Source organism: Streptomyces sp. NPDC034043, assembly GCF_055575675.1.
Window position 1 is genome coordinate 1 of record NZ_JBVISF010000031.1, and the last position, 23,848, is coordinate 23,848.

General features: G+C 69.6%; 23 protein-coding genes and 4 pseudogenes. 14 read left to right on the top strand and 13 right to left on the bottom strand.

Going from position 1 to position 23,848, the window contains the following annotated elements:
- Positions 1–181 precede the first annotated feature (181 nt).
- Complete coding sequence (locus ACZ51S_RS33905; RefSeq protein ID WP_468478938.1) at positions 182–499, top strand: Imm51 family immunity protein; 318 nt, start codon at positions 182–184, stop codon at positions 497–499.
- 28 nt (positions 500–527) lie between these two features.
- Here the strand turns inward: ACZ51S_RS33905 and ACZ51S_RS33910 are convergent.
- Positions 528–1,656: pseudogene (locus ACZ51S_RS33910) on the bottom strand (IS630 family transposase).
- A gap of 399 nt (positions 1,657–2,055) precedes the next feature.
- Between ACZ51S_RS33910 and ACZ51S_RS33915 the strand changes: the two are divergent.
- From ACZ51S_RS33915 to ACZ51S_RS33925, 3 genes are all read left to right on the top strand, one after another.
- Positions 2,056–2,454, top strand: coding sequence for a hypothetical protein (locus ACZ51S_RS33915; protein WP_468478939.1), 399 nt, complete (start codon positions 2,056–2,058; stop codon positions 2,452–2,454).
- A gap of 694 nt (positions 2,455–3,148) precedes the next feature.
- Complete coding sequence (locus ACZ51S_RS33920) at positions 3,149–3,379, top strand: hypothetical protein (protein WP_468804631.1); 231 nt, start codon at positions 3,149–3,151, stop codon at positions 3,377–3,379.
- 142 nt (positions 3,380–3,521) lie between these two features.
- Positions 3,522–4,118 (top strand): hypothetical protein, encoded by a 597-nt coding sequence (locus tag ACZ51S_RS33925; RefSeq protein ID WP_468804634.1) that lies wholly within the window; start codon positions 3,522–3,524, stop codon positions 4,116–4,118.
- A gap of 323 nt (positions 4,119–4,441) precedes the next feature.
- Here ACZ51S_RS33925 and ACZ51S_RS33930 read toward each other — a convergent pair whose 3' ends face one another.
- Positions 4,442–4,849, bottom strand: a complete 408-nt coding sequence (locus ACZ51S_RS33930) for a helix-turn-helix domain-containing protein (RefSeq protein ID WP_468804661.1) — start codon at positions 4,847–4,849, stop codon at positions 4,442–4,444.
- Between the two features lie 90 nt (positions 4,850–4,939).
- Positions 4,940–5,419 (bottom strand): annotated as a pseudogene (locus ACZ51S_RS33935) (AraC family transcriptional regulator ligand-binding domain-containing protein); the annotation flags it as partial.
- A gap of 237 nt (positions 5,420–5,656) precedes the next feature.
- Between ACZ51S_RS33935 and ACZ51S_RS33940 the strand changes: the two are divergent.
- Positions 5,657–6,202, top strand: a complete 546-nt coding sequence (locus tag ACZ51S_RS33940) for a hypothetical protein (protein WP_468963092.1) — start codon at positions 5,657–5,659, stop codon at positions 6,200–6,202.
- A gap of 518 nt (positions 6,203–6,720) precedes the next feature.
- On the opposite strand, the gene ACZ51S_RS33945 is transcribed toward ACZ51S_RS33940, so the two are convergent.
- Positions 6,721–7,401, bottom strand: a complete 681-nt coding sequence (locus ACZ51S_RS33945) for a hypothetical protein (protein ID WP_468804641.1) — start codon at positions 7,399–7,401, stop codon at positions 6,721–6,723.
- 587 nt (positions 7,402–7,988) lie between these two features.
- Positions 7,989–9,182 (bottom strand): alpha-hydroxyketone-type quorum-sensing autoinducer synthase, encoded by a 1,194-nt coding sequence (gene cqsA, locus ACZ51S_RS33950; RefSeq protein WP_468963094.1) that lies wholly within the window; start codon positions 9,180–9,182, stop codon positions 7,989–7,991.
- 387 nt (positions 9,183–9,569) lie between these two features.
- On the opposite strand from cqsA, the gene ACZ51S_RS33955 reads away from it, so the two are divergent.
- From ACZ51S_RS33955 to ACZ51S_RS33965, 3 genes are all read left to right on the top strand, one after another.
- On the top strand, positions 9,570–10,763 hold the full coding sequence (locus ACZ51S_RS33955; RefSeq protein WP_468963096.1) for an NAD(P)/FAD-dependent oxidoreductase: 1,194 nt from the start codon (positions 9,570–9,572) through the stop codon (positions 10,761–10,763).
- Positions 10,760–11,677, top strand: coding sequence for an RNA polymerase sigma-70 factor (locus ACZ51S_RS33960; RefSeq protein ID WP_468478947.1), 918 nt, complete (start codon positions 10,760–10,762; stop codon positions 11,675–11,677). Before ACZ51S_RS33955 ends, ACZ51S_RS33960 begins: the two co-directional genes overlap by 4 nt.
- A gap of 582 nt (positions 11,678–12,259) precedes the next feature.
- Entirely contained in the window at positions 12,260–12,682 is a 423-nt protein-coding gene (locus ACZ51S_RS33965; protein WP_468963098.1) for a hypothetical protein, read from the top strand.
- A gap of 129 nt (positions 12,683–12,811) precedes the next feature.
- On the opposite strand, the gene ACZ51S_RS33970 is transcribed toward ACZ51S_RS33965, so the two are convergent.
- The gene (locus tag ACZ51S_RS33970) at positions 12,812–13,441 is read right to left on the bottom strand and encodes a hypothetical protein (RefSeq protein WP_468889252.1); all 630 of its coding nucleotides are present in this window, start codon (positions 13,439–13,441) and stop codon (positions 12,812–12,814) included.
- A gap of 1,298 nt (positions 13,442–14,739) precedes the next feature.
- On the opposite strand from ACZ51S_RS33970, the gene ACZ51S_RS33975 reads away from it, so the two are divergent.
- Positions 14,740–14,946 carry a hypothetical protein gene (locus tag ACZ51S_RS33975; protein ID WP_468963099.1) on the top strand — a complete coding sequence of 69 codons (207 nt, stop codon included), beginning with the start codon at positions 14,740–14,742 and terminating at the stop codon, positions 14,944–14,946.
- Positions 14,947–15,298: 352 nt separating this feature from the next.
- Here the strand turns inward: ACZ51S_RS33975 and ACZ51S_RS33980 are convergent.
- The 4 genes and pseudogenes from ACZ51S_RS33980 to ACZ51S_RS33995 all read right to left on the bottom strand — a co-directional run bounded on the left by ACZ51S_RS33980 (position 15,299) and on the right by ACZ51S_RS33995 (position 18,087).
- Positions 15,299–16,205 (bottom strand): annotated as a pseudogene (locus tag ACZ51S_RS33980) (IS5 family transposase).
- A gap of 128 nt (positions 16,206–16,333) precedes the next feature.
- Positions 16,334–17,488: a hypothetical protein gene (locus ACZ51S_RS33985; RefSeq protein WP_468963101.1), complete on the bottom strand. Its 1,155-nt coding sequence runs from the start codon at positions 17,486–17,488 to the stop codon at positions 16,334–16,336.
- 140 nt (positions 17,489–17,628) lie between these two features.
- Positions 17,629–17,826 carry a hypothetical protein gene (locus ACZ51S_RS33990; RefSeq protein ID WP_468478953.1) on the bottom strand — a complete coding sequence of 66 codons (198 nt, stop codon included), beginning with the start codon at positions 17,824–17,826 and terminating at the stop codon, positions 17,629–17,631.
- Between the two features lie 12 nt (positions 17,827–17,838).
- The gene (locus tag ACZ51S_RS33995) at positions 17,839–18,087 is read right to left on the bottom strand and encodes a hypothetical protein (protein WP_468963103.1); all 249 of its coding nucleotides are present in this window, start codon (positions 18,085–18,087) and stop codon (positions 17,839–17,841) included.
- A gap of 36 nt (positions 18,088–18,123) precedes the next feature.
- On the opposite strand from ACZ51S_RS33995, the gene ACZ51S_RS34000 reads away from it, so the two are divergent.
- Together ACZ51S_RS34000 and ACZ51S_RS34005 are read left to right on the top strand one after the other, a co-directional pair.
- Complete coding sequence (locus ACZ51S_RS34000; RefSeq protein ID WP_468478981.1) at positions 18,124–18,864, top strand: ATP-dependent DNA ligase; 741 nt, start codon at positions 18,124–18,126, stop codon at positions 18,862–18,864.
- Positions 18,865–19,436: 572 nt separating this feature from the next.
- Positions 19,437–19,634 (top strand): annotated as a pseudogene (locus tag ACZ51S_RS34005) (transposase family protein); the annotation flags it as partial.
- A gap of 66 nt (positions 19,635–19,700) precedes the next feature.
- Here ACZ51S_RS34005 and ACZ51S_RS34010 read toward each other — a convergent pair.
- Positions 19,701–20,243: an SMI1/KNR4 family protein gene (locus ACZ51S_RS34010; RefSeq protein ID WP_468963105.1), complete on the bottom strand. Its 543-nt coding sequence runs from the start codon at positions 20,241–20,243 to the stop codon at positions 19,701–19,703.
- A 1,048-nt stretch (positions 20,244–21,291) separates the two neighbouring features.
- On the opposite strand from ACZ51S_RS34010, the gene ACZ51S_RS34015 reads away from it, so the two are divergent.
- Positions 21,292–21,477 carry a hypothetical protein gene (locus ACZ51S_RS34015; RefSeq protein WP_468963107.1) on the top strand — a complete coding sequence of 62 codons (186 nt, stop codon included), beginning with the start codon at positions 21,292–21,294 and terminating at the stop codon, positions 21,475–21,477.
- Positions 21,478–21,504: 27 nt separating this feature from the next.
- Here ACZ51S_RS34015 and ACZ51S_RS34020 read toward each other — a convergent pair whose 3' ends face one another.
- Positions 21,505–21,663: a hypothetical protein gene (locus ACZ51S_RS34020; RefSeq protein ID WP_468478544.1), complete on the bottom strand. Its 159-nt coding sequence runs from the start codon at positions 21,661–21,663 to the stop codon at positions 21,505–21,507.
- A gap of 239 nt (positions 21,664–21,902) precedes the next feature.
- Here ACZ51S_RS34020 and ACZ51S_RS34025 point away from each other — a divergent pair, with 239 nt between their 5' ends.
- On the top strand, positions 21,903–22,292 hold the full coding sequence (locus tag ACZ51S_RS34025; protein WP_468478957.1) for a hypothetical protein: 390 nt from the start codon (positions 21,903–21,905) through the stop codon (positions 22,290–22,292).
- Between the two features lie 113 nt (positions 22,293–22,405).
- Here ACZ51S_RS34025 and ACZ51S_RS34030 read toward each other — a convergent pair whose 3' ends face one another.
- Positions 22,406–22,744: a nucleoside triphosphate pyrophosphohydrolase gene (locus tag ACZ51S_RS34030; protein ID WP_468963109.1), complete on the bottom strand. Its 339-nt coding sequence runs from the start codon at positions 22,742–22,744 to the stop codon at positions 22,406–22,408.
- Positions 22,745–23,423: 679 nt separating this feature from the next.
- Between ACZ51S_RS34030 and ACZ51S_RS34035 the strand changes: the two genes are divergently transcribed.
- A complete protein-coding gene (locus ACZ51S_RS34035; protein ID WP_468963111.1) occupies positions 23,424–23,756 on the top strand; it encodes a hypothetical protein in 333 nt (110 codons plus the stop codon).
- Positions 23,757–23,848: the final 92 nt, after the last annotated feature.

Here is a 23,848-nt window from a genome sequence, read left to right on the forward strand (position 1 = left end):
CCGCACCCACTCCGCATTCGTCAGATCGCCCCGCCCCATGCCCGACCTAACGACCGGACAAGCAGACAGTCACAAGATCCGCCGGACAGGACCTAGTGCTGTGACCGGGAAGGTTCACCGGGTTCGAGGGCTATGAGGGACCCGGACGAACGGTTCGCATGCTGGGTGAGACGATCGCGCCGTGACCATTCACTTCCATGACTTCGATGGCGAGCACTCGCTGACGTTGGATACCGGCGGCCTGGCTGCCGATGCCGCAGTAGTTGCCGCCGGGCACGAGCCGAACGGGTACTTCTGGGAGGGTCTCGTGCGGTTTGCCTGGCCGGATATTGCCGAGCACGTCGATTTCGACAGCGAGGCTGGCATGTTCTGCGCGGCCGGCAGTTCGAGCGACCTTGAGCGACTCAAGACGGCTGTCGAATCCGTCATCACGAGCCCCGAGGCAGTCCGCGACATCATTGTCCGTGCGGAGGCTTCGGGCTTCGAGTTCGACGACTAATGCTGTGCTCTGGCCGGGTTGAGCGGGGTCAGACTGCGGCCGGCAGTGGCCTGCCGCCCCAGCGGAGACCTCGTTCCCTGCGGACGCGGACGCGTGCGCGTTCGCGGGCGTTGGGCGGCCAGGACGTCGGGGTGGCGGGCGTTCTGGTTGCGCCAGCGCAGGTAGGCGTGCAGGGCCCGGGTCTGGACGGTGTGGTTCGGATGGTTCGAATTGGCCAGGGTGAACTGCCTCAGCGGCCCGAAGTGGGCCTCGATGGGATTGACCCAGGACGCGTAGGTGGGCGTGAAGCACAGCTCGACCTTGTTCCTGGCCGCCCACCTGCGGATCTTCCAGTTCAGGTGGGCGGAGAGGTTGTCCAGGATCACGTAGATCGGGGCGCCGTCCGGGCGGGCTGCTCGAATCGACCGTAGGGCGGCCCAGGTGTGGTCGATGCCCTTGCGGCGCCGGTTGACACCCCACAGCTTGTCGTCGCCGACGGAGTAACAACCGTGGAAGTAGGTGATGCCGTGGATGCGGCGGTAGGTGGCAGGCAGCCTGGCGGGGCGGCTCTCTTCGGCCCAGCAGGAGCCTGCGGTGGGGCGGATGCCCAATGGCCCGAACTCGTCGAAGGCGAACGTGCGGTCTGGACGCTCGTTGACCGCGTACTCGATCCGGGCCAGCTTGGCGTCGAAGGCCGGGTCCGGAGACTCCTTCCAGGTCTTCGTCCGCTGGAAAGTGATCCCCCGGCGGGCCAGTAAGCACCGCAGTGCCTCGCGGCCGATCCGGACGGGCCTGGCTATGTTCCGGCGCAGGTGGTCGGAAAGCTTGCGGACCGACCAGCGGGTGAAGGGCTTGCCCAGCACGGTCGGGCGGGTGGTGGCCGTCTGGATGACGAAGTCCTCGTCGTCACTGCTTAGCAGGCGGGGACGGCCTCCCGCCCACTGAGGGTTGAGGCTCGCGAGCCCGATCTCGTTGAAGCGGTGGATCACGTCTCGGACGGTGTCCTCGTCCGCCTGGACCAGACGCGCGATCACCGGGACCGTGCTGCCGCCGGCCGAGGCCAGCAGCATCATCGCCCGCCGAAACCGCACCGAGCTCGTACTGCCCCGCCGAACGATCTGCTGGAGTTTCTGCCCCTCCTGCTCTGTCAGCCTCCGGACCTTGACCGGTGGTGCCATCCCGCCTCCCCTGCTGGTTGGAAGCGACATCGCTTCCAACCAGCACAACGAGCAACCCGGTGAACCTATGCGGTCACAGCACTAGCGGCGGCGCCAGGCACGACGCTGCACGTCCTCGAGACGCCGGCGCGTTCCGGTGTCGCCCGGAGGAGTTGGGACAGCAGGCGGGCTCGCCAGGGGGGCACCGCCTCTCACTCGCCGAGGATCTGCCGATGTTCTGTCAGGTGATCGCCACCGTTGTAGGCCAGTTTCCCTCTGCCGAGGCTGGTTTGGCTCCGTTGTGGCTGTGCGGGCTGGGGAAGAGACTTCACTCGGAACCGGCCGTCGGGTGTGGCGGCCACCACATACTCGGGAGGGCATGTGACCACACGAGTCGGCATATATCTCACCCTCATCGCCGTGACCGCCGCCCTGGCAGTGGGCACCGCGCAGGCGCCCGCGAGCGCCAGCCCGCAGTGGCAGATCGACGGATCAAGCAATTCGGGATGCGCGTACGCATCCGGCGACTACAGGTACAGCCGGACCGGTTCCCACGCTGGCCGGCATGCGTACGAGGCGTGGTGGACTCTCTCGGTCTACCGCACGAGCTGCGACACCACCGCCCATCTCCGGGTTCGTTACGACCAGTGGAACGCCAGCACGGGCCTGTGGGTCGACTCGGGCTGGAGGACGATAGCGAGCGCTCCGGGGGACTATGACAGCACCGCAGGCCATCACACCGACGTCGCAAACGTGCGGTTCATGGCCTGTGACTACACCTCCTCCAGCGGCAACTACGGCTGCGGAACCGTCAGCTGAGCGTGCACCCACTGGGGCCAGGTCCTGCCACGGGGGAAACCTGGCCTCGTTCAGCTCATGTTGGTGAGTAGGCTGCTGCTGATGGCCATCGGACCAAAGGTGACGATGCCTGAGGGCCTGGTACGCGACGCGATCCTTGCCTCCCCGGCCTGGCCGGCTCATCGCGGCCGCGATGAGCCGGCTCGACGCGAGGAGCGTCGACGTCGCCCGGATTCTCCTCGACGCGCACGCGGACGGAGCGGGCGTCGACCAGGTCCGTCGCCGCCGTCACCACCGCGGCCGCCGCCAAAGCACCCGCCGCCGCCCCGGCGACCCCGGCGCCCGCCGCCCCGGCCCCTGCTGCCGCGCCGCCGGCCCGGGACGTTCTGGCCTCGCGCCTGGGCAGTTCCGGCGACGACCCACGGGGCGCGCCTGCGGCGGGACGCGTACCCGCACCCGCACCCGCACCGGCTCCGGGCCCGGGCCCGGGTGCACCCGGGCCCGCCCCCCCCGTCCCCGCCGCTGCGCCGGTGCGGGAGGCCGCCGACCTGTGGGCGCCGCCCGCGAGTACGTACGCGAAGCGTTCCTGGGGCCCCCGCTGACCGAGGGGCTGACCGTGCCCCGGGACCTGGACCTCGGCGACCGCGCGAAGGCGCTGGAATAGCTCGGCGTCAACCGGCTCGCGCACGCCACGATCGTCGGACTCGTCAAGGACGTGCTGCCCGAGACGCGGGTCGGTTTCCTGGTCGGCTCCCGCCCCGGGCCCCTGCTCGGGGCCCGCATGGACCAGATCCGCGACCAGGGCGGCCCCGCACTCCTCGGTGCGCACCTGGCCCGGCTGAAGGCCGACACCTCCTTCAAGGAGGTTTCGGGTGCCGCTGCGGTGGGACCTGGAACGCGAGGTCTACCCGACCAGCAAGAGGCACACCTGACCCGTACGACATGAAAGCCCCCGCCAAACCGGCAACTCCGGTCCGGCGGGGGCTGTTTCACGTTCTGGACCTGTCTGGATTGATCGGCGTTCAAGGTCTAAGGTTCGCGGGTTCCATATACCGAAAGACAATTTCCATTTTCCGGAGGCCCCCGCCGTGTCCACGCCGCCCAGCCCGGAACAGATACCCCCGCCGCCGGGATCGCCGCCACCGGAGCCCCCACCCGGCTACGGCTATCCCCAGCCCGGTTCCTGGGGCCAGGCGCCGGAGCCGAAGAAGAAGCTCAGCACCGTGCAGAAGGTCGGCATAGGCTGCGGCGGTGCGGTCGGTCTCGTCCTCATCCTCGGCTTGGGTGCAGCGATCGGTTCCGGCAGCGCGAAGGAAGGTTTCGACAAGGGTGCGGCTACCACCGCGTCCGCTCCAGCCCCCACCACCCCCGCGCCCGTCAGCGCCGCCCCCACCCCCTCGCCGACCAAGAGCGAGCCCAGCGCGGCCGAGCTGGTCAAGCGCCGGGAGACCACCAAGAAGGTCATCCTGACGCTGGCCGTCGCTAGCACGTGGGACAAGATGGCGCGCGAGCAGACGAGGAGCCTGTGCAACGGCTACCTGCTGTTCGGACCCGCCAAGACCAAGCAGCTCGTCATCGCGGATCTCTCCGAGCCCGCGTACGACAAGGACGGCATCACCGTGTCCCGCGACGAAATGGGCGACGCCTACATGGACCTGATGGAACAGCGCTGCGTCAAACCCTGACCGCCGGCACCCGTGACGGCACCCCGCCCCCGGCAGCGGTCCGGACCCGGCGGGTTCGTCATGTGCGGGCATTACCAACACGGCGCCCCGTATGCGTACGGTGAGTGCACAACTGAATGGCCCCCGGTTCCCGCGCTCTGGACCGGGGGCATCGTCGTTTCCAGGCCCGGCTACTGCCCCAGGAAGTCTTGCGCCACTGCAGCGGAGACATGGTACCGCGAACCGCTCCCCGGCACCCTGCAGGGCGAACAGCTTCTCCGGCTTCGCCGACAGACCCGCAGGCAGTCGCCCAGCCGGGCGCCGTGGCCTCGGGGGCGGAGGGCTCATTCGTTGTTGGTCTGGGCGGGGCTGGCGGGGGTTCTCGACGGGTGGCCGGTGCGGCGGAGGGTGGCGGGTGTGGTGCCGTACCAGCGTTGGACTGCGCGGCGCAGGGCGCGGGCGTCGGCGTAGCCACTGCGGCTGGCTATCGCGTCGATGCTGAGGTCGGTGCTGCGGAGCAGGCGCGTGATGTGGTCTCGGCGCAACGTCTCGAGTTCGTTGCTCCAGGTGGTGCCGTGTTCGGCGAGGGTGCGTTGGAGGGTTCGTGAGCTGATGGCCAGGCGCCGGGCAACTGTGGCCAGAGTGGGTGTGGTCTCGTCGTGTATGGAGGCGAGGGCGGTGCGGAATAGGTCGAGCCAGTTGTGGAGGGGGACTGCTGCGGCGAGGGTCTGTTGGGCGTGTCTTCGGAGCACGGTGGACAAGCCGGGTTGCGTGCGTGGTGTGGGGGCGTTGAGGTCGGTGGCGAGGAAGGTGATCGAGCTGACGGGGGCTTCGAAGTCGATGGTGCGGGTGCCGTAGAGCTCGGTCAGGGCGTGGTGGTGGCGTGGGGCTGCGGCGGCGAGGGTGACGCGGACGGGAACGAGGCGGCGTTGCGCGGCTTCGCTCAGACGTCGCTGGTAGAGGCCGAGCGCGTAGGCACGGACGGCGCAAGCGGCGTCGTAGGTCAGATCGGCCTGGTTGATGTGGCTGATGGTGATCTGCTGGCCGTCTTCGCTGATGTGCAGGGTGCCTGAGTCGGCGACGGTGGCGAAGTAGGCGGCGGCGTCCTGGATCTCTTCGTGCGGGGTAGGCGCGGAGGTGATCAGGTAGTCCCAGACTCCGAGGGTGCCGATGGCCGATTGCTGTGCAAGTAGCAGGGACAGTTCGGTCCAAGGGGTGTGGAGGGTTGTGAGTTCTGTGATGCGGATGCTGGTGGCCGCGGGTGTTCGGCAGAGGTCGTCATTTTGAGGTGCTCGGGTGCCAGGCCGAGCAGGTGTGCGTATTGGGCGGGGGGCATGCCGAGCAGGCGTGGAGCGTCCCCTGGTGGCGCGTTCGGTCCCCTTGCTGGCATGTGCTGCCCTGGGTCAAGCGATCTTTTCGGTCATAGCGTGGTGATCGTTCTCGTTCGGTGCGGACGGCGTCCGCCGACCGCACCGAACCGGCCCAGGCCTGTTTGGAGAAACCCCGTGATGCGTCCCCTTCGTTCCCTGCTTGTCTTCGGCACAGTGGCCGCCTCGGTCATGACTGCCGCCGGCACCAGCCAGGCTGCAGTTCCTCCGAGCCCTACCAACTCCATCTCAGCCGGATCCGGCGCATCCCCGTCGATAGTTGGGACCCAGACCGCCAACGAGGGCATATACGCGTGCGTCAAAGCCCACGTAGCCGGCATTGGCTGGGGAGACTGGTTCTGTGGCAGCAATTACTACGCCGGAACAGAAGGACAGAGCAGAGCAATCGAAGCCCTCAAGATTCACATCGTGGGCGCCGGGCGGTTCTGCGCCACCGCCCACATCCGCGACTTCGGCAATCTGTACGGAGGATGTGACGAGGACGGCGGGGAAGTCACCGTTGGTACCACCGGAATGGCCAAGCCAATGGAAGCCGCGGCCATCTGGCTCGATGACGCGGGGTACTACGCCCTGGAGGGCTGGTCCCATGTAGAGAACATCGGCTGGCAGTACCACGGGCCTAGGGACTCTGGACAGCTTGGTCTGGTCGAGCTCGGCACCAAGGGCAGGGCCCTCAACCTCGAAGCCGTTTCACTCGGCGTGGTCCGAGCGGTGTAATAAGACCGTGTCCTATGTGGTGTCGGCGTGCAGCCGTTGTGGTGTGAAATTACGGCCGCGGTGGGGGTCGTGTCTCATGCACCGGTATGGCCCGTGGACGGATCCGGTGGCCCCTCGTCGTGGACCGCGCTCGGGAGATCGTGGACGGGTACGCGCCGCTGAAGGTCACGCTGCGGCAGGTGACGCACCGCCTCGCCGCCGAGGGCGTGCTGCCGCACACGCCGCCGATGTACCGCCGGCTGTCCGCGCAGCTGGCTCAGGGCCCGGCGCGAGGGCCGCTTCCCCGACCTGATCGACACCGTCCGCGAAGTTCACGTCTCGCCGGCCTGGCCGAGCGCGGACGCCTTCGTGCGCGAGATGCCCGACTGGTTCCGCCTCGACCGCACTGAGGGCCAGGAGTACGCCTTGTACGTCGCCGCCGGGCATGCGCGAAGGTCCCCGGACCGTACAGTCGGGTGCTTCCCCTCGCGTGTGCCCGTCGGGTTCCGAGTCCGCGGAGCGGGTCTTGGGCAGCGGCATTAGCCCAGGATGACGCCTTGGTTGACGTCGAATCCCCGGAGCTGGGCAGCCTCTGTGGAGTCGTGGCCGTATTTGATCGGCGCCTGCAGCACGTACTTGGTGCCCCCGGTGGATGACCCGTCCGGGTTCATTTTCTGGGGCGGTGGCGGGAACAGGATGTGGTTGGCGATCCACTTCCCCGGCTCAAGGGTCTCGTAGGAGAACGGGCCCTCGATGTCACCTGAGCGTTCGAAGGTGAGGGCCATCGATTGGGTCCACGTCTCGGTGAGCCCGTTAGGGGTGAGTTGGAGGAGGCTGTCCGGGGAGGAATCGATGTCCGGTAGCCGCAGGGTCACTTTCCCGAACCGCGGGTGTTCCGCGTCCATCGCGAAGTCGACGGTCCGCAGGCGAACGAAGTCGGCGCCACCGACTTCGACCCTCACGACCCGGGAACCGATGAAGTTCAGTGTCGGCAGCGGCGGTGGGAGATTCACGACCAGTGTTGCCCCGAAGCCGTTGCAACTGAGGGTGTACTGCTGGCCGATCGTCGGCAGCACCGGCGGGGCCTGACCAGATGGCTTCGCGGTGGCGGTTGCACGGGTGGCTGCTGGGCCGGTCGCGAGCAGCCCCATGCCGGCAGCCGCCGCAGCGTGGCTGAGCAGACGACGGCGACTGAGGGAGGATGTCATGCCGACGATCATCAACCTCACCACCTCCCGCTGGGCCGGTTCCGGCCGGGATGTCCCTCCCAGGAGTGACGCAATGCAGCTGATCGTGCACCGACCCGTCGAGCAGGGATGCTGGAACTCACCTGCGCGGAGCCCACTGGGCGGCGGTGGCAGTGCCCTGGCGCAGGATGCCAGGAGGGCGCTGAGCCCCGGAGCCCCTTCCAGGGGGTATGCCGCCAGCGACCCTCACTTCGAGCCGCAGGAGCGCCGCCCCAGCGACAGCAGGCCACGTTAAGTGATGGAACAATCGCTGAACCCTATTCATGCGCGTTTGTCGAGAGCGCATTGTGAAGAGGGCCTTGCTGGCGCGTTTGGTGCTGGTGGCGAGGGGCGACAGGCTGCAGGGTCCCGGGGTTGTGACCTGCGCGGGCGCGGTCGGTGCTCCGCCCCAGTTCATGGTTGATGTCGTCCGTATCCGCGGGCGCGGCTCGGCCACCGGCAAGGGGTAGGCCGAGGCGGGGGCCTGGGCCACTCGCGTGGCGGGTTTACCAGCAAAGCGCCGGCTTTTGCTGGGGCGGGGAAGCTTGGTGTCGTGGGCTTGCCGGTGAGTGGTTCTGAGGTCAGGTGGTGGGCGGGGTGCACAGGGGGCGAACGGTCTCGGCGGCGTGGAGGATGCGGTCCATGTCGTGGTCGGTGAGGTCGCAGTGCAGGGAGAGCCGTAGTGCGGTGCGGTTGCGGGGGGTGGCGGGGGGACAGAAGACGGAGGCGAACACGTCGTGTTCTTCCATGATGTCGCGTACCTGGATGACTGTTTCGTCCCGGCCGGTGGGCAGCGACATGATGTGGGCCCCCGAACCCCGAAGGTCGTACCCGAGGCCGGTGAGCGCTTCGCGCAGGGTGGCGGCGACTTCCCGCAGGCGGGTGCGGCGCCATTCGTCGGCGCGGACGACGTCCAGGGTGGCGGCGATCTGCACCAGGTCGGACGGCACCAGGGTGGAGGCGAAGACGGCCGGGTAGGAGGTCATCTTGAAGTACTCGACGAAGTCCTCGTCCGGGCAGGTGATGTAGCCGGCACGCTTCGCGAACGCCTTCGACAGGCTCATCGTGCGGAAATGCACACGCGCCGCGAGTCCGGCCTGCGCGACCATGCCCGCACCGGCCGGGCCGTGGGTGCCCAGTGAGTGCGCTTCGTCGACGACCAGGACGCAGCCGGTCTCCTCGGCCACCTCGCACAACGCTGCCAGCGGCGCCAGGCTGCCGCACACGCTGTACATCGAGTCGACCGCGATCACACCAGGCCCGTACTCCTCGATACGGCGGGCCAGGTGGGCGACGTCGTTGTGCAGGAAGGGCCGCACCTGGGCGCCTGCCGCCTGCGCCCCCGCCCACAGCGACATGTGGGCCAGCGCGTCCACGTACACCGGTACCTCGGGCCCGGCCAGGGTTTGCAGCAGACCGACGTTGGCGTCGAACCCCGACTGGCAGAAAACGCCCGCCCCCGAACCGAGGTACCGGGCCAGCTGTCGCTCCAGCGCCGTCTGCGGGTGCTCCTCATACAGCAGCACCGCCGAGGCCAGTCGCGCTCCCCGCATGGCATGGAGGGACTCGGTCACGGCGTCCACCACGCGTTTGTCGCCGGCCAGGCGCAGGTAGTCGTTGCTGTCGACGACGGTGGAGTCCGGACCCGGCAGACGTCGGCCGCGCAGGATGTGACGGCCTGACCACCGGCCCCGGATCCCGTTGGCGTGGAAAGCCTCCACCCGTTCCTGAACGAACGGGGGCAGCACAGGGCCGGCAGCACAAGCATCGATCATGCAGCGCAATGTAGGCCCGCATATAGCCCGAAGGGTGTTGCTCGTGCGGGCACGTCCGGGTGATCCGCTGCCGCTGTGTTCGGGCCTTGGCACACTCTGACCGACAGCCGCGGCCCGCCGCTGACGGTGACGGTTCGAGCAGTGCGGTCAGCCACCGCAACTGCACTTCCCGCGACGTTACGGCTCTCGCGCCTGATCTCGGTCACGTGAAGCCAGTTCGATCATGGTTGAATGCTGCGTCGCGGCTGGCGGTGCTGCCGCGGCACACCCGTTCTCTCTTCATCGGGTGATGCGGGTCACATCCGCCCCGTGTCACGAACGGAAAGGCAGCTTGCGTCTGGTGGTCGTCCGCACGGCGGAAACGAACCACACGAAAGAGGCACAGCGATGAACGCGACAGCAGCGCAGCAGCACGAAGTCCTGGTCCTGGGCGCCGGCTATGCCGGGCTCTCGGCCGCGATCCAGCTCGCGGCCCGGACCAGGAAGCAGGGGAACCTGCGCGTGACGCTGGTCAACCCGTACGACACCTTCACCGAGCGGCTCCGACTGCACATGACCGCCACCGGCCAGGAGACGGCCGAGATGAACATACCGGAGCTGCTGGACGGCACCGGCGCCGGCTTCGTGCGCGGCTGGGTCACCGCCGTGAATGCCGGGGCAAGGACCGTACGGATAGACGACGAACGGGTCCTGCGCTACGACACCCTGGTCTACGGCCTCGGCAGCGTCGCGGACACCGTCGACGTCCCCGGCGTGGACGACCACGCCTCCACCCTCAACAGCCCGCAGGACGCCGCTCTCCTCGCCGACCGGCTGACCCGGCTCGACAGCGGGACCGTCGTGGTCGGCGGCAGCGGCCTCACCGGCATCGAGGCCGCGGCGGAGATCGCCGAGCGGCATCCGGAGCTCCAGGTGGTGCTGCTGGGCCGGCAGGAGCCGGGCGCGAACATGCACCCCAAGGCCAAGGCCCACCTTGACGCGGCGCTCGCCCGGCTCGGCGTGCGTGTACGCAGCGGCGTCGAGGTGGTCAAGGTGCTACCGAACGGCGTCGAGCTCGCGGACGGCTCCGGCATCGCGGCGGCCGCGGTGCTGTGGACCAGCGGCACGCGGGTCTCGCCGCTGGCCGCCGCCGCGGGCCTGACCGTCGACGAGCGCGGCCGCGTGGTCACCGACAGCGCGCTGCGATCGGTCTCCCACCCGGACGTCTATGCCGTGGGCGACGCGGCGGCGATCCGTCAGGGCTACGGCGTGATGCACGGGACCTGCCAGAGCGGCATGCCCACCGGCGTGCACGCCGCCCTGTCCATCCTGCGAGTGCGGGCCGGCAAGGAACCCAAGCCTTTCCGCTTCGGCTATTACCACACCCCCGTCAGCCTCGGCCGCAACGACGCCGTCGTGCAGTTCACCCGCCCCGACGACAGCCCGCGCCGCATCGTGCTGACCGGCAAACGGGCGGCGAAGTACAAGGAGACGGTCACCGCCGCACCGTGGCCCACCTTCGCCCGCATGAAGAAGATGCCCGCCTCGGGCGCCCTTTGGCCGCACGGCGGCCGCTACACCCGGATCAGGAGCGCCAAGTGACCCAGCCGCTGCAGACCAGTCCCGAGCAGCTCGCCTTCCAGCAGTACCGCACGCTGCTCTTCTCCGTCGCCTACCGCATCCTCGGCTCCGCCGCCGACGCCGAGGATGTGGTCCAGGACGCCTGGCTGAAATGGTCGGCGGCCCAGCGTTCTCAGGTAGCCGACCCCAAGTCGTATCTGACCCGGATCGTCTCCAACCTGTCGATGGAGCGACTCCGTTCGACCCGCCACCAGCGCGAGACCTACGTCGGCCCATGGCTCCCCGAGCCGATTCTCACGAGCCCGGACACCGCCGACAGCGTCGCCACGGCGGACTCGGTCTCCACGGCACTGCTGGTCGTCCTGGAGACGCTCAGCCCACTCGAACGCGCGGTCTTCGTTCTGAAGGAGGCCTTCGCCTTCAGCTACGGGGAGATCGCGGCAGCGGTAGAACGCTCGGAGCCGGCGGTCCGGCAGGCCGCGCACCGCGCCCGCGAACACGTCCAGGCCCGCCGACCCCGTTTCGCCGCGGACCGTGCCCGCCAGTACGACGTCACCGAGCGCTTCTTCGCGGCGGCGTCGGGCGGCGACATCAACACTCTCATGGAGCTGCTCGCCCCGGACGTGACACTGTGGACCGATGGCGGCGGCAAGGTCCGCCAGGCCCTCAAGCCGGTCGTCGGCCTGGAGACCGTGGCCCGCTGGTTTGCCGCCCTCGGCACCGTCACCTACCAGGGCATCGCGCCCGACCGGATGCGGACAGAACTCACCTGGATCAACGGCGGCCCCGGCGTGGTCTTCCGAGGGCCCGACCGCGTGATCGCCACGCTGACCTTCGACTTCGACCCCGAAGGCCGCATCTCGACCATCCACAACGTGGCCAACCCCGACAAGCTCCACGCCGTCGCCGACGGCACACGACACGAACTCTGCTGAGCCGCCGGATCGCGCCAGCCCCGAGCGGCGCACCGCTGTCACTGCGCTGCTGATTCGGCGACTACCGCAGGCCTGCCCGGGGAGCTGCGCGCGCCGGCCGCGCTGGCTGCTCAGTCCCACCTCGGCTTTCACGTCGTGTTCCTGGCCCTCGTGCACGACCGTCCCGACGTGGCTGCGGGACACCCCCGTCAGCATGCCCTGCCGGGCCAGGCACGCTCGCGCCGCCGCGACACGGCGTTCCCAGCGCCGCCCCATCCGTCCGCGCCATGAACGGTCACCATCTCGTCCACCGCCGCCCCGCCATCGACCACCAGGGCGCTGGACGAGCTCTTCCAGGCCGGCCAGTGACCGGCGAACCGCATCCCCCACGGCAGGCGGCCCCCTGTCGTTCTGACGCTGGTTTCCCCGGGCGGGGCAGGTGAGCGGCCGCCGTCCGGCCCGGCGCTCCCGCCGCCGGCCCAGCAGGCCACGGCGGCGGAAGAACCAGCGCATGGAGCAGGTCGTCCTCGCCGCGCTCCGGCCACGGTCGGGCTCAGCCTGGCGGTCACCGCGCTGCGGTGGCTGGCCGCACACCCCAGGATCGTGGCCGCCGCACTGTTCGTGGCCGCCGCGGGAGCCGGAGCCTGGACGTGGCGGCGCAGGGAGACCGCCCGGCGGGAGCACGTACGGGCGAGCGGCATGCGCTACGCCCTCGGACAGCTCGACTCTCTCCATCACCGGGCGTTCGAATTCGCGGTGCGGGACCTGAGGCGCCGCGACGGCTGCACGGACGCGCGGCAGGTCGGCGGCCGCGGCGACAACGGCGCCGACGCCAAAGCCACCGACCCCTTCGAGCTTCGCCCGGGCGGGTCGTCCGCAGGCTTCCCCGTTGGCCGCGTCGGGAGCTGGAGGCCCTGCTGGCCGGTCTGGACGACGCGCTGCGACGCAGGACCCTCCCCGACCCGTTCGCCCACCGGCAGCCGCACCGCAGGGGCAACTGGTGGCATCAGCGTCTGTACGACCTGACCCATCTCCTGTGACATGTCGCCAGGGGGCCGCAAACCGGCGGCCGCGGGCGCGCCCCGACCCGGCGCGCCCCGGCCCGGGGAGGTCGGCGCGTCGTTCGTAGCGGGTGCGGGCCGTGGTGCACGCCTTCTACGGGCGGGGGAGCGGTGCCAGTTCGGCGTGGGTGACGGTGTAGCCGCCCTTGACGACGGGGGCGTACGGGGCCGGGGCCATGCAGGTGCCGACCTCGGCGTCCTCACCGTTCGGCAGCAGGTTCACCCCGTTCCACGAGAAGCCCACCCGATCGGCCTTGCCGCCCTTTCCGCCGTCGTGCACGCTCAGTCCGACGCGTTTGCCGAGCAGGCCGGTCTCCTCGTGGCTGACCTTCGTGATGAGGGCCGTGACCGTCGCCGTGTTCGGGCCGGTGACCAGGCACTCCACTTGGCCGTCGAAGGTATAGGTGACGTTCTGGTCAGCCGAGTGGTGCGAGATGCGTACCGTGCCCCGCGCGTCGACGGGCAGCCCCGTGGGAAGCCCGGGCCGCGGGGTGCTGTACGGGGCGGCCACCGCGTCGAAGCTGAAGGAGCGTACATCGTTGTCGCTCAGGTAGGGCAGTACGAAGTCCCCGCTGCCGACAATCCGCGCCGCGCCCGGCCGGCGGTGGTCCGTGCGCTGCTCGGCGGACGAGGCGATGGACGAGGTGCACAGGGTGAGCCCGGCCGCCAGGGCCGCGACGGTAGCGGTGGCGGTGCGCCGAGCAGACAGCGACAGCGAAGCCATGACGATCTCCTTTTATGCGAAGGGGAGTTGACTGGAGGAACGCGACCCATCCTTAGCTTTGACAGCCGCCCGGTCGTCATCCCAAGGCCGCAAGATCGATGCCGCCTAATCGCCCGCGCGGCTGACCAGACGTCAGCCGAGAGTCGCACAAGGTGGATCACCGCCGGCCGCAGCCGTTCGCGGATCAGTTGTCGCGCTGGCGCCGGCCCCGGCTCAAGTGGGGCACTACGAAGACACCGTCCGTAGGAAGGACGGGATCCTGCTGCACGCCGACCGGACCCTGTCCTTCGCCGGGCGGCTGGTGAGCGGCGGGCCACCGTTGGCCCGGCACCCAATGGGGTGACGCAGGCGCAGACGGGTGACAAGACGAATGTTGCGGGGAAAGCCGGGAAGCCCTGCGAGTGAATCGACTGCCCTAAGTGAAAGGCCGCCAATGCGTCGTCTCGCTGCTGTCGTCCTCGGAACGCTCGCGATCTTCGGCGCTCTCGCCGTACCGGCCAGTGCTGACACAGGTCTGAGCGTCGGCCCGATTTCGTTGGGCCTGCCGGGCGCCCCACAATTTGCGCAGCTCCGGGGCATGGACATCAATGTGGGCAAGCTCTTGGGGTAGACGCCGGTCTGGTCGGGGCTCCACAGGGCGGTTGAACGTTGCCGCCCGTGTCCGTCCCGCCGAGGCGAAGCCGAGGGCGCGGGCTCTGGCTGCGACACCCCGGACTGGCCAGGTAGCCGTCAAAGTTGTGGCCAACTACGAACCAGAGCGTTCCTTTCACCAGCAGCCGGTCCCGTCCTCTCTGGCCTGATACGAGTCAAAGTCACAGGTGCGGTGCGGTGCGGTGCGGTGCGGTGCGCCCATCGGGTGGCCACCGCCCGATGGGAGCGGTGCGCACCACCGCCGTCCCCGGTGCGGACTGTCATAGCGGCGCACCGCGTCCATTCGGGCCGCTTCTTCTGCCGCACTGAGCGTCTGCTGGCCCGGCGCGGGCGCCGGGCCGGTCGCGTGTCCCGCTTGCGGCATCGTTTGCCTTTCCTTGCCGCGCCGGCCTTGGCGGCCGACGACTGTCGCAGCCTGGACCGGCCCGCCGGTCGTCAAGAAACCCGGCCCAAACGGGAGGGCAGAGACAACGGACCGCCCGCCCCGGAGATGGCGGGCGCCGGGCTGATCTCCCGCTCATCCTCGGCCGTCACGACCCGACCGGACGCCTCCGTCCGTCGGCCGCACGGTCCCGCTGCGTCCCGACGCGGCCCGCGAGCTCGCCGAGCACCTGACCCCCGCCGACTCCGGCCATCCCTGGACCGGTGTGACGTTCTCGTCGGTGTGGGGCGCCCGCGACGTCCTCGACACCACCCTTGGCCAGCCCGGCCTCATCGCGGAGATCAGCGCCGAAACCTCCGTCGACCGCGGTGGTGTCTACCGGCATCCGATCCGGTACGTGTGCCTGCGTCTGGACGCGGCAATGGAGGACGTCCCCCGGTTCGGCGGGGGCCCGGCCGCAGCCATGGGATAGTGCCGCCCGCCGATGCTGGGGTGGGCACCTGCGCAGTGGGGGAGGGGCAGGTGCCCACGGGTGACGACCGGGGGCCGCTCACCGCGCCGACCGCCGGTTCCAGCGTAAATTGCGGTGCGGACCGGAACTGCTCTGGCCCTGAGTCGCATGCCCGGGGCCGGGGGCTCATCGGCGCGGGTGAGGGGCGGGCTCCTGCCAGGTCGAAGGTACGGGGAATCGCGTGGGAACACTGGTCGCATCAGACGTCATCGGGCTCGCGAGGGCCGGTTCGACTGGTTCTGCGCGACCATATCGAGCCGTGTGATGCCCGTCCTGCTCAGCAGCCGGCACGCGGCCGATTACCGGGCGGGCCTCACGGAGCTGGACCTCGGCGTGGTACGCCTGTCCGTAAGCCTGTCCGCTGTGACCTGCTCACCGGTGAGCTCGCGCCCGCCGCCCGCATCAGGACGGATGCAAGGGTGACGGCCGCTTCGTAGGACTGGGCGGTTTTCTCGTAGCGGGTGGCGATGCCGCGCCACTGCTTGAGGCGGTTGAAGCACCGTTCGACGACGTTGCGGTGCTTGTAGACCTCGCGGTCGAAGGCCGGCGGGCGGCCACCTCGGCTGCCTCGCCGGGCCCGGTTTCCGACCTGGTCGGCCCGCTCGGGAATCGTGTGGGGTATGCCCCGACGGCGGAGCCAGGCGCGGATCGCCTTTGAGCTGTAGCCCTTGTCGCCCAGGACGTGATCGGGCCGGGTGCGTGGTCGTCCCGGTCCGATCCGGGGCACCCGGACCCCTTCCATCACGGCGGCGAACCGGGTGCAGTCGTTGGTGTTGCCGCCTGTGACGACGAAGGCGAGCGGCCGGCCCCGGCCGTCGCAGGCCAGGTGAATCTTGCTAGTCAGACCGCCTCTGGACCGGCCGATGGCCGGGTCGCGGAGCCCCCTTTTCGAGCCCCCGCCGCATGCTGGTGGGCCCGGACGACCGTGGAATCGACGGACACCAGCCACTCGATGTCGCCCGCCGCGTCCGCCTTCGCCTGAGCAGCCCGCAGCATCCGGTCGAACCTCCCGTCCGCCACCCACCTGCGGAAACGCGTATGCAGCGTGGCCCACGGACCGTAACGCTCGGGCACGTCCCGCCAGGCCGTCCCGGTCCGGAACTTCCACACGATCCGTTCAGGACCCTGCGGTCGTCCAGCCGCTTCCGCCCCCGCAACGACACGGGCAGCAACGGCCTGACGAACTCCCACTCGACATCGGACAGTTCATGGCGACGTATCACGACACCATGATCCACCAGTGATGATCATTTGAAGACACCGCCTAGCGCCCCCGCCCGACCGCTTCCGCCGCCCCGCCCAGCGCCTGCCACGCCTGGACCGTCCCACCCTCATGGCCCGTCATCGGTCATTCTGACGGCGACTCACCCTCTTCGGGGGTCCCGGCTGCGAGCACTGCGGCGCGCAGGCGTTCCAGCACGTCCGCCGGGGTGATCATGTACGCCTTGCCGGTGATCGACTTCTCGAACCCGGCGCGGGTCAGTCGCCACACCCCGCATGCCTCCCGGCCGGTGACGCCGAGGGAGTTCTGCACCCGGGGATTGAACAGGTCGAGATGGTGGAGGGTCAGGCCCGGCTCCACCGACTGCGCCGTACGGGCGGAGCCCGCCTGCTCGTGGTTGGCGAGGACGCTGATCACGTGCGCCACGTGGAGGGCGGGCAGCCGGCCCTGGGGGGCGTCGGGGTGCCGGAAGATGTGCTGCGAGCTGTACGAGTCGGTCTCCGGCCGGACCTCGAAGGGCGTGTCGACGAGGGTCCCGAGGAGGTCGAGGACGGATCCGCCGTCGGCGACTGCGCCGCCAAGGGCGTGCCGAACCCGGTCGACGACGCGCTCCTCGTCCTCGAACGCCTCGTACTCGGCCCGCGCCAGATCGACCGCGTGCTGCTGGTACCAGTCCGGGATCCACTCCGGCACGTCGTTGGCCTTGTCGACCGGGCGGGGTGTGACGCCGGCCATGTCCTCCGGGGCGTGCGCGTCGAGGCGGATCAGCGCGCGGCCGGGAAGGCGGGTGTACAGCGGGCTGTCCGGGACCAGGACCTGCGTGGCGTTCAACCACAGGCGCAGGTCCGGGCCTTCGGCGCCGGCCGGACGCCAGATCGCCTCCAAGTCCTCGTCGTCGTCCTCCGCGACGCGGACGGGAGCCCCGAAGCGCTGTGCGACGGCGTCAACGTGCTCCCGCCACGCGGTGCGTGCGAGGGCGAGGACCTTCGGGTTCTCCTCGGCGTTCTCCGCCTCGATCACGCAGGGCACATAGCGCGCCATCCGCACCGGGTTGAGGAAGTCGCTGCCCCGCCCGTACAGCTCGAAGGGGGTGCCGGAGCGGCTGTGCAGGGTGATGACGGAGTCGATCTCGATCCGGGTGAAGTACTTGACCTCGCCCATCCATCCGGCGAGGTCGCCCTCCCGGATCGGGGGCCCGGACCACAGCACGGGGTTCGGCAGACCTATGAAGGTGGCCGCGTCCCGAACCTGCCCCGGTGTGTCCTGCCAGGCAAATCTCACGATTCTTCTCCCCGCTGAGCGATCATCAGTTGATCATCCTAGAGTCGCTTTTCGACCACGGCCGCCACGCTTCCCGAAAACGCCGAGATCCCGCCGCCCGGTCTTTCAACCGGACGGGACCTCGTGACGATTCTGGAGAGCTACTCACCGGCAACGCCGGTCCAGTCGCCGGGGTTGGGCACGGTGTCCTGGCCGTGGCGGAGGATCGGCAGCATGGTTTCGGTGGCGTCGCACCCGGTGCACGCCATGGTGCCGGGCCGGGTCAAGGCATCGAGCGCTGCCATCGTCTTGACCGGCACCGCGCGGTCGGTGGCCAGCTGGCTACCCTGGGTGTGCACGGTCGCGGCCCGCTAGAGGTGCGGCCGTCCAGGACTCATGTCCAGGGCGCGGCTGGCGTCGCCGATGGGCCGGCGCCGCGCCACTCGACGAGCAGTGTGTTGTCGAGGTCGAGGTTCGAGGTCGACGTTGTCGGAGTCGGGGCCGGCCCGGCGCTGGAACTCGAAGATGTCCGCCTCGCCGAGGGCCTCGCCCTTGCCCAGGCCGTACCCGTGCTGCCGTCCGGCCCGGGCTGATGGTTCGAACCTAAGTTCGACGGGCATCGTACTTCGATTCGCCGCACTACCGACTCCGTCGTTCTGTACGCGCGCTCGGGCCGCGTGGTGACCCCGTCGTGGATGGACCTTGCCGTCGCTGCGCAGCACGCGCTGCGCCCGGGGACCGTACTGGATGGGGAGGCGGTGATCTGGCGGGACGGTGCGATCGACCTCTCGGCGGTGCAGGCCCGGGCCGCCTCGTCCCTAGCCCGGGCTCGGGAACTCGCCGCGGCCCTTCCCGCCTCGTATGCGGCGTTAGATCTCCTGGTCCATCCAGACCTCGACCCCGTGACCGGGCGCCCGTACATTGAGCGCCGCCAGCTCCTCCTCGAACTCCTGGAAGACGTAGGACCGCCCATCCAGCCGGTACCCGCGACGGATGACCGGGATACGGCTCTGACCTGGTACGACGCGCTCCAGGAACAGGGGATAGAGGGGATTGTCGGGAAGCGGGCCCTCTCCCCGTACCGCGGCGGACAGCGGATCTGGCAAAAGGTGAGGCACTCCAAAGTCGTGGACGCCGAAGTCATCGGCTTCACCGGCACGCCGGCGCGGCCCCGCCACCTGGTTCTCGTGCTGCCGGGCGGGAGGGTTGCCCGCTCCCAGCAGCTGACCGCGCCGCTGGCCGCTCAGGTCGCGTTGTACCTCCGGGCGGCAGGCGGTGGCGTGGCGGCCCGCACCGCAGACGAGGAGCCGTACCGGCAGGCAGCCGCCGGCCTGGTGGTCGAGGTAGCGGCCGGGACCACGCGCCACGCGGTGGTCACGGTCGTCCGCGTCCACTGAACGCATGCTCTGGTGCTCAGACCTGGCCCCGTAGCCGGAGCGCTGCCGCCGCCGGCGCCCCGTCCGGGGTCTGATCAGGCTGTGGCCGGGGCCCGGCGGACGAGCCGGGCCTGGGCTCCGGGCAGCGGGTCCGGCTGGACCGGTCGGGGAAGGTGCCTGCTCGGACGCAATAACGCGGTGCCCCTCTTCCAGTTCGGCCTCGGTGTCTTGCCGGCCTGTCCTGCGGCTTCGGGTGCCTCAGGGGCGCGCCCCGGCGAGCGGGCCACGGCCAACGTGCGAGCCCTCAACCCGCTCGCGCTGCTCGACCGGGAGAAGCCCACGCCGGCAGCCCCGAGAACCAGCACGCCCCCACATGGCGACGGGCGCCATGTGGGCATCGGCCGCCGTCGCGGCCGGGCTGCTCGGTGGCATCCCGTACGCAGCGTGGTCGGCCGCCCGAGAAGGGGCCCGAATCCGAGGCTAGGCCCGCCGATCAGCCCGCCCGCGTGCCGCGCGTCAGCAGCGGATCACAGGCGGGTGGGACGGGTGGAGGGCGGCGATGCGCTTCTCCTCCGCGATCCGCTCCCGGTCCCGGACGAGCGCGTCTTCCCGGCCAGGACCTCACCACAACCCAGCAGACGATCAACCAAGCCCTGTCAGCGGCACGAGCACCGGTCGAACGAAGCATCGCGCGACTCAAGTCCTGGCAGATCCTGCGCCGGGCCCGCTGGAGCCCCAACCGGATGACCGTCATCGCCGCAGCCGTCCTCACCCTGGAACGTCAACGCTGATGAATCTCATTGCCGTTCCAGGGTGAGGAGGGATTGGCAATGGCCGTCATCCAGTTGGGAACCGTCTCACGACCAGACAAGTCGCCCTTCGGCAACGGAACAGACCGGATAGTCCCCCGCGCCGGTCCTCGTCAGCATCTCCGCCACGGAGTCGAAGTAGTGAGCCAGTGACGCGTACTCGCCGGTGACCGTGGGCGCACCCACGAACCATCTGCCGATACGTCCGTCCCTCACGTCGATGAACTTTCCCATCCAGCCGTCACGGTCCGACAGGAACGGGATCCACTCCTCGCGCCATTCGCTCCCACCGGACAAGGGGTGATTCGCGTAGAGCCTCTCCATCGCCCGTATGCCCAGAAAGAAGCTTCCCTCGTCGGGGAACCCGTCGAAGCCGCAGCATGCCACTTCGTCGTCGACGTCTTCCTCCGGCAGATCCAGATCGTTCTGCAACAGCCACGTCCGCAGGTCCCCATGCAGGGAGATCCCCATCCGTTCCTCGGCTGCCGCGAGCGTCTGCTCCGTAGCGGGCCCCGGCAGATCCGCGTGATCGGCCGGCGCGTGCTCTCGAAGAAGGCTCATCACACGCGACCAACTCTCAGCCACACTCATCGCCCTATGCCCTCTGTCCTCTCTACAGGGATGTCTCCGTCCGACTACGCCACTGCGGAGGTTGGGAAGTACCGGCCGGAGAAGCTTGCAGGGATGGTATTTCGAGCATGCGTTCCATCCCTCCCCACGATCATCTTCCGCCCCTAAGCGCAGGGCCGGCCCCTCAGCGAAGTGACCGCCCGCGACTTTTCACAGACAACCCACCGTGCCCGGCGGGCCCAGCCGAGGAGCTTCCAGGCTCAAGCGAGGGCCGCGGCGTCACCCTGAGTGGCGAAGCTGAAAACGCTCAGTGGTTGAGACAGTGGGCTCTCGTGTGTTGTTGCTGGTCGGGGCCTGTTTTGGGGTGTGTGGCCACTGTCATGGATGTGAGAGATCGGGGTCTATCCACTGTCGTTGAGTGAGAGATGCCCAGGTCGCTTACTGACGCGAAAACGAGAGATCGCAGGTACAGGCCGCGCTATCCGCATGGGCGCCGGAGTGGCGGAGCTGGCGCAGGCCCTGACCACGGCCGCAGACCACGGCCGCACGGGTCGTTCTGCGGGGCGGCCCGGTGCGGGGCCGCCACCCTAGCTTCTGGGGCGTGGCCCAGGGTGCCACACGATTCCCGCCCGCCGCCCTACGGGCCTGGCAGGCCCTTTGGGCCACCCGCGCGATGAGGTCCCCTGCGCGGACCACTTTTTGCCGGGCGCCTTCGGCGCGTTCACCGGCAAAAGTCCGGGTGGGCCCGCGCCGCCGCCCAGGCTGAGGCCCGCCGTGCCGCCGAGGCTGACTGCAGGCCCGCAACGGCCCCGGGCTCCTATTCCTGACGCAAGGGGGCAAAGAGGAGAGTTCGGGGAGGGGGCGGACGCCGCAGCCGGCTGACCGGCTCACCCGGCATGCGGACCTTCTCGTCGATGTACCGGCTCGGTCGTGAACGCTCTTTTGCTCGCGTCCGGCGACCGTAAACCCCCGGTTGTGGAACGAGACCGGTCCGCGGGCGACGTGCATGGGCCCCGGGGCTCGGGGCACCGGCCTGTGAGGACGGTTCGTCGCTCAGGAGGTGGTGGCGGTGCGCGCTACGAAGGTGCTGGACTCCTTTCCCGCCGGTCATCCGCACGGAAGCTGGTTCGCCGAGGAGTACGCGGCCCGGTGCCGGGAGCGGGGCGAGCGGGCGACCGTGGTGATGGACCTGGAGAGGGACGCCTTCCTGGTCGTAGCCCTGGACCCGGAGGCGGCGCGGAACCCGGCCGCGTAATGGGCGTCCCCGGGCCGCCCCGCGACGTCACCCGGCCCAGTGCACCCGCCCCAGATGGATCAGGCGGAGCTGGCGGCGGGCCGTGCCGAGGGCGGCCGCCCAGTCCTCGCCCCGCAGCGAGGCGGCGAGGAACGCCGACGCCGTCATGAACATGTGGTCCACCAGGAGCCGGGAGAGCATCGTCACGTCGTCGGCGTCCCAGTGCGCGCTCAGGGGATCGGCCCCGAGCGCGGCCCCTGTCTCCTCGGCGAAGGCGTCGAGTTGTCCGACGATGGCCTCGCGTACCGCCGGTACCCCGCCGCCCGGTGGGCCAGCGCCTCCACCTGGACAGTGGTCGTAGCCGGCCCGGCTCCCGCCTCGGATACCGTGTTCCTCTACGGGGTGCCATAACGGATGTGACGCCCCCCACTGGAGGTAGTCAGCGTATGAGTTCAAAGCGCAGCAAGAATCCAGCCCTGCCCGTACTTGACGACGCATTCCGACTCGCGTCGGTCAAGGACGCCGAAGAGTCCACCCGTGACTTGGCCGCGCGGCTGGCCACCACCGAGCTGCGCCGCGTTTCCCACCCGGGCCGGGTCACCTGGGATCCCACCGATCAGGCCGAGCCCGTACCGGTCCCGCCGACTGTGGTCGACGGTGACGGAGACCTGTGGCTGCGGGACCGGGGCACTGGCACCTGGACCATGCCCGAGTTCAACCCGAAGGAGTTCCCGGCCCGCTGTGGCGAGGTTCTGACGTGGAACCAGCTCGCCCGCGAGTTCGGCCCGCTTACCGCACTGGCCGACGACCGCCGCATCGGCGGCCGTCGGCGCTGACCGCGCAGCCTTCTGGGATGACCGCGCCCCGAAGCGCCCGTTACGGGAGCTGGGAGCTCCAGCTCACCGACATACGCCCAGCTCCGGGCCCCTGAATGGACGCTGCGGTGGTCTCAGTCGGCCTCGTGCGCCAGTGCGCCGGCGATGTCTGCCCGACGTTGCACCCCGGGGCGGGCTGGGCGGTGTAGAGGAACAGCTGGGTTAGGGCGACGGCCATGGCCGAGACCGCGTGCTCCTGGACGACGTGCCGCCCGCGGCCGCGCGCTCGCCGAGTCGCAGGCCCGATCGCGGGTCTCGTCCGCCTCCATGTACTCCGCGACTTCCTCGGTGAGCTTTGCGCGGAGCCGCTGCCGGTACTCGGCCGGGTCGGCCACGTAGATCTCCGGCTCGGCGCCGTCCGCGCGGATGATCTGAGGAATCCGGTCCCGTACCAGCTTGCCTTCGGTGAGCACGTACTCTCCCGCACCAGTTCGTCCTTGGCCGGCCCCAACCGGTCCCCTGTTGTCCGAGCGTAGAGATCACCCCTCATCTGCCGCCATCAGAACCAGGAACTTCACCCCAAGCGGTCGGAAAGCGAGAGATCGCACAGGGGTGTTTCGGTCTCGCTTCTTGACGGCAGGTCTTGTCCCGTAGCAAGGGCTAGCGGCCGGACTCCCTGGGCACCGGTGGCGTGTGAGGCGGCCACGGCAGTCTCCCGCCAGGAACCCCCCAATGGCATGGTGTGTACATGACGAACCAGCGCCGATGTCAGATCTGCTACGGGCCCAACCACTCGGAAGTCAGATTCCAGGATCACCTCTGCGCCGATTGCCGAGCCAAGAGAAAACACAAGTCACCAGACGAGATCCGCCGGGAGAAGGGCGTTCATCCTGACGACATCTTCAGGGATCTCCCAAACTCTGACCCGCTCCGGAACGGCGGGCCGGGCAAAGTAGCCCCACGGAGAGGGCTGTACGCCCGCGTGCGCGCCGCTCTCCGCCGCAACGGCTGGGGTGGGTGACCGGGAGAGCGCCGCACAGGTGTGACAGAGCGCTCCAAGCTGGCGGGCTGAGCAGAGCGGCCAGGGGCGGGTCCCCCCAGAGGTGAGGACCCGGGGGCGCCCACCGCTGGCCTCCGGTTTCAGCGTGGAGGATGGTGAACGCGGGACCGGGCTCCGTCACCGACGCCGTACGCCGCGCCACCCAGAAACGCCTCACCGGCAAGGAGGAGGAACTGAGCGAGGACGCATCGAAGATGGCCCCGGGCTGGTCGGCCGACCAGCTGCACGGCGTCATCGGCGACGACATCCTAGCCGTACTGATGGAGGGCGCGGACTGGCCGGTGATGGCCCGCCAGCTCGTCGGTCTCCAGCAGACCGGTGTCGACCTCGGTACGTTTCTGCCGCAGATGGGCCGCATGACCGCCGGAGTCCACCAGGCCGTGGTGGTCAACGCGGGCCGGACCGGTGAGGGGCGCGGGGCTTAGGTCCTGTCCGGCGGATCTTGTGACTGTCTGCTTGTCCGGTCGTTAGGTCGGGCATGGGGCGGGGCGATCTGACGAATGCGGAGTGGGTGCGG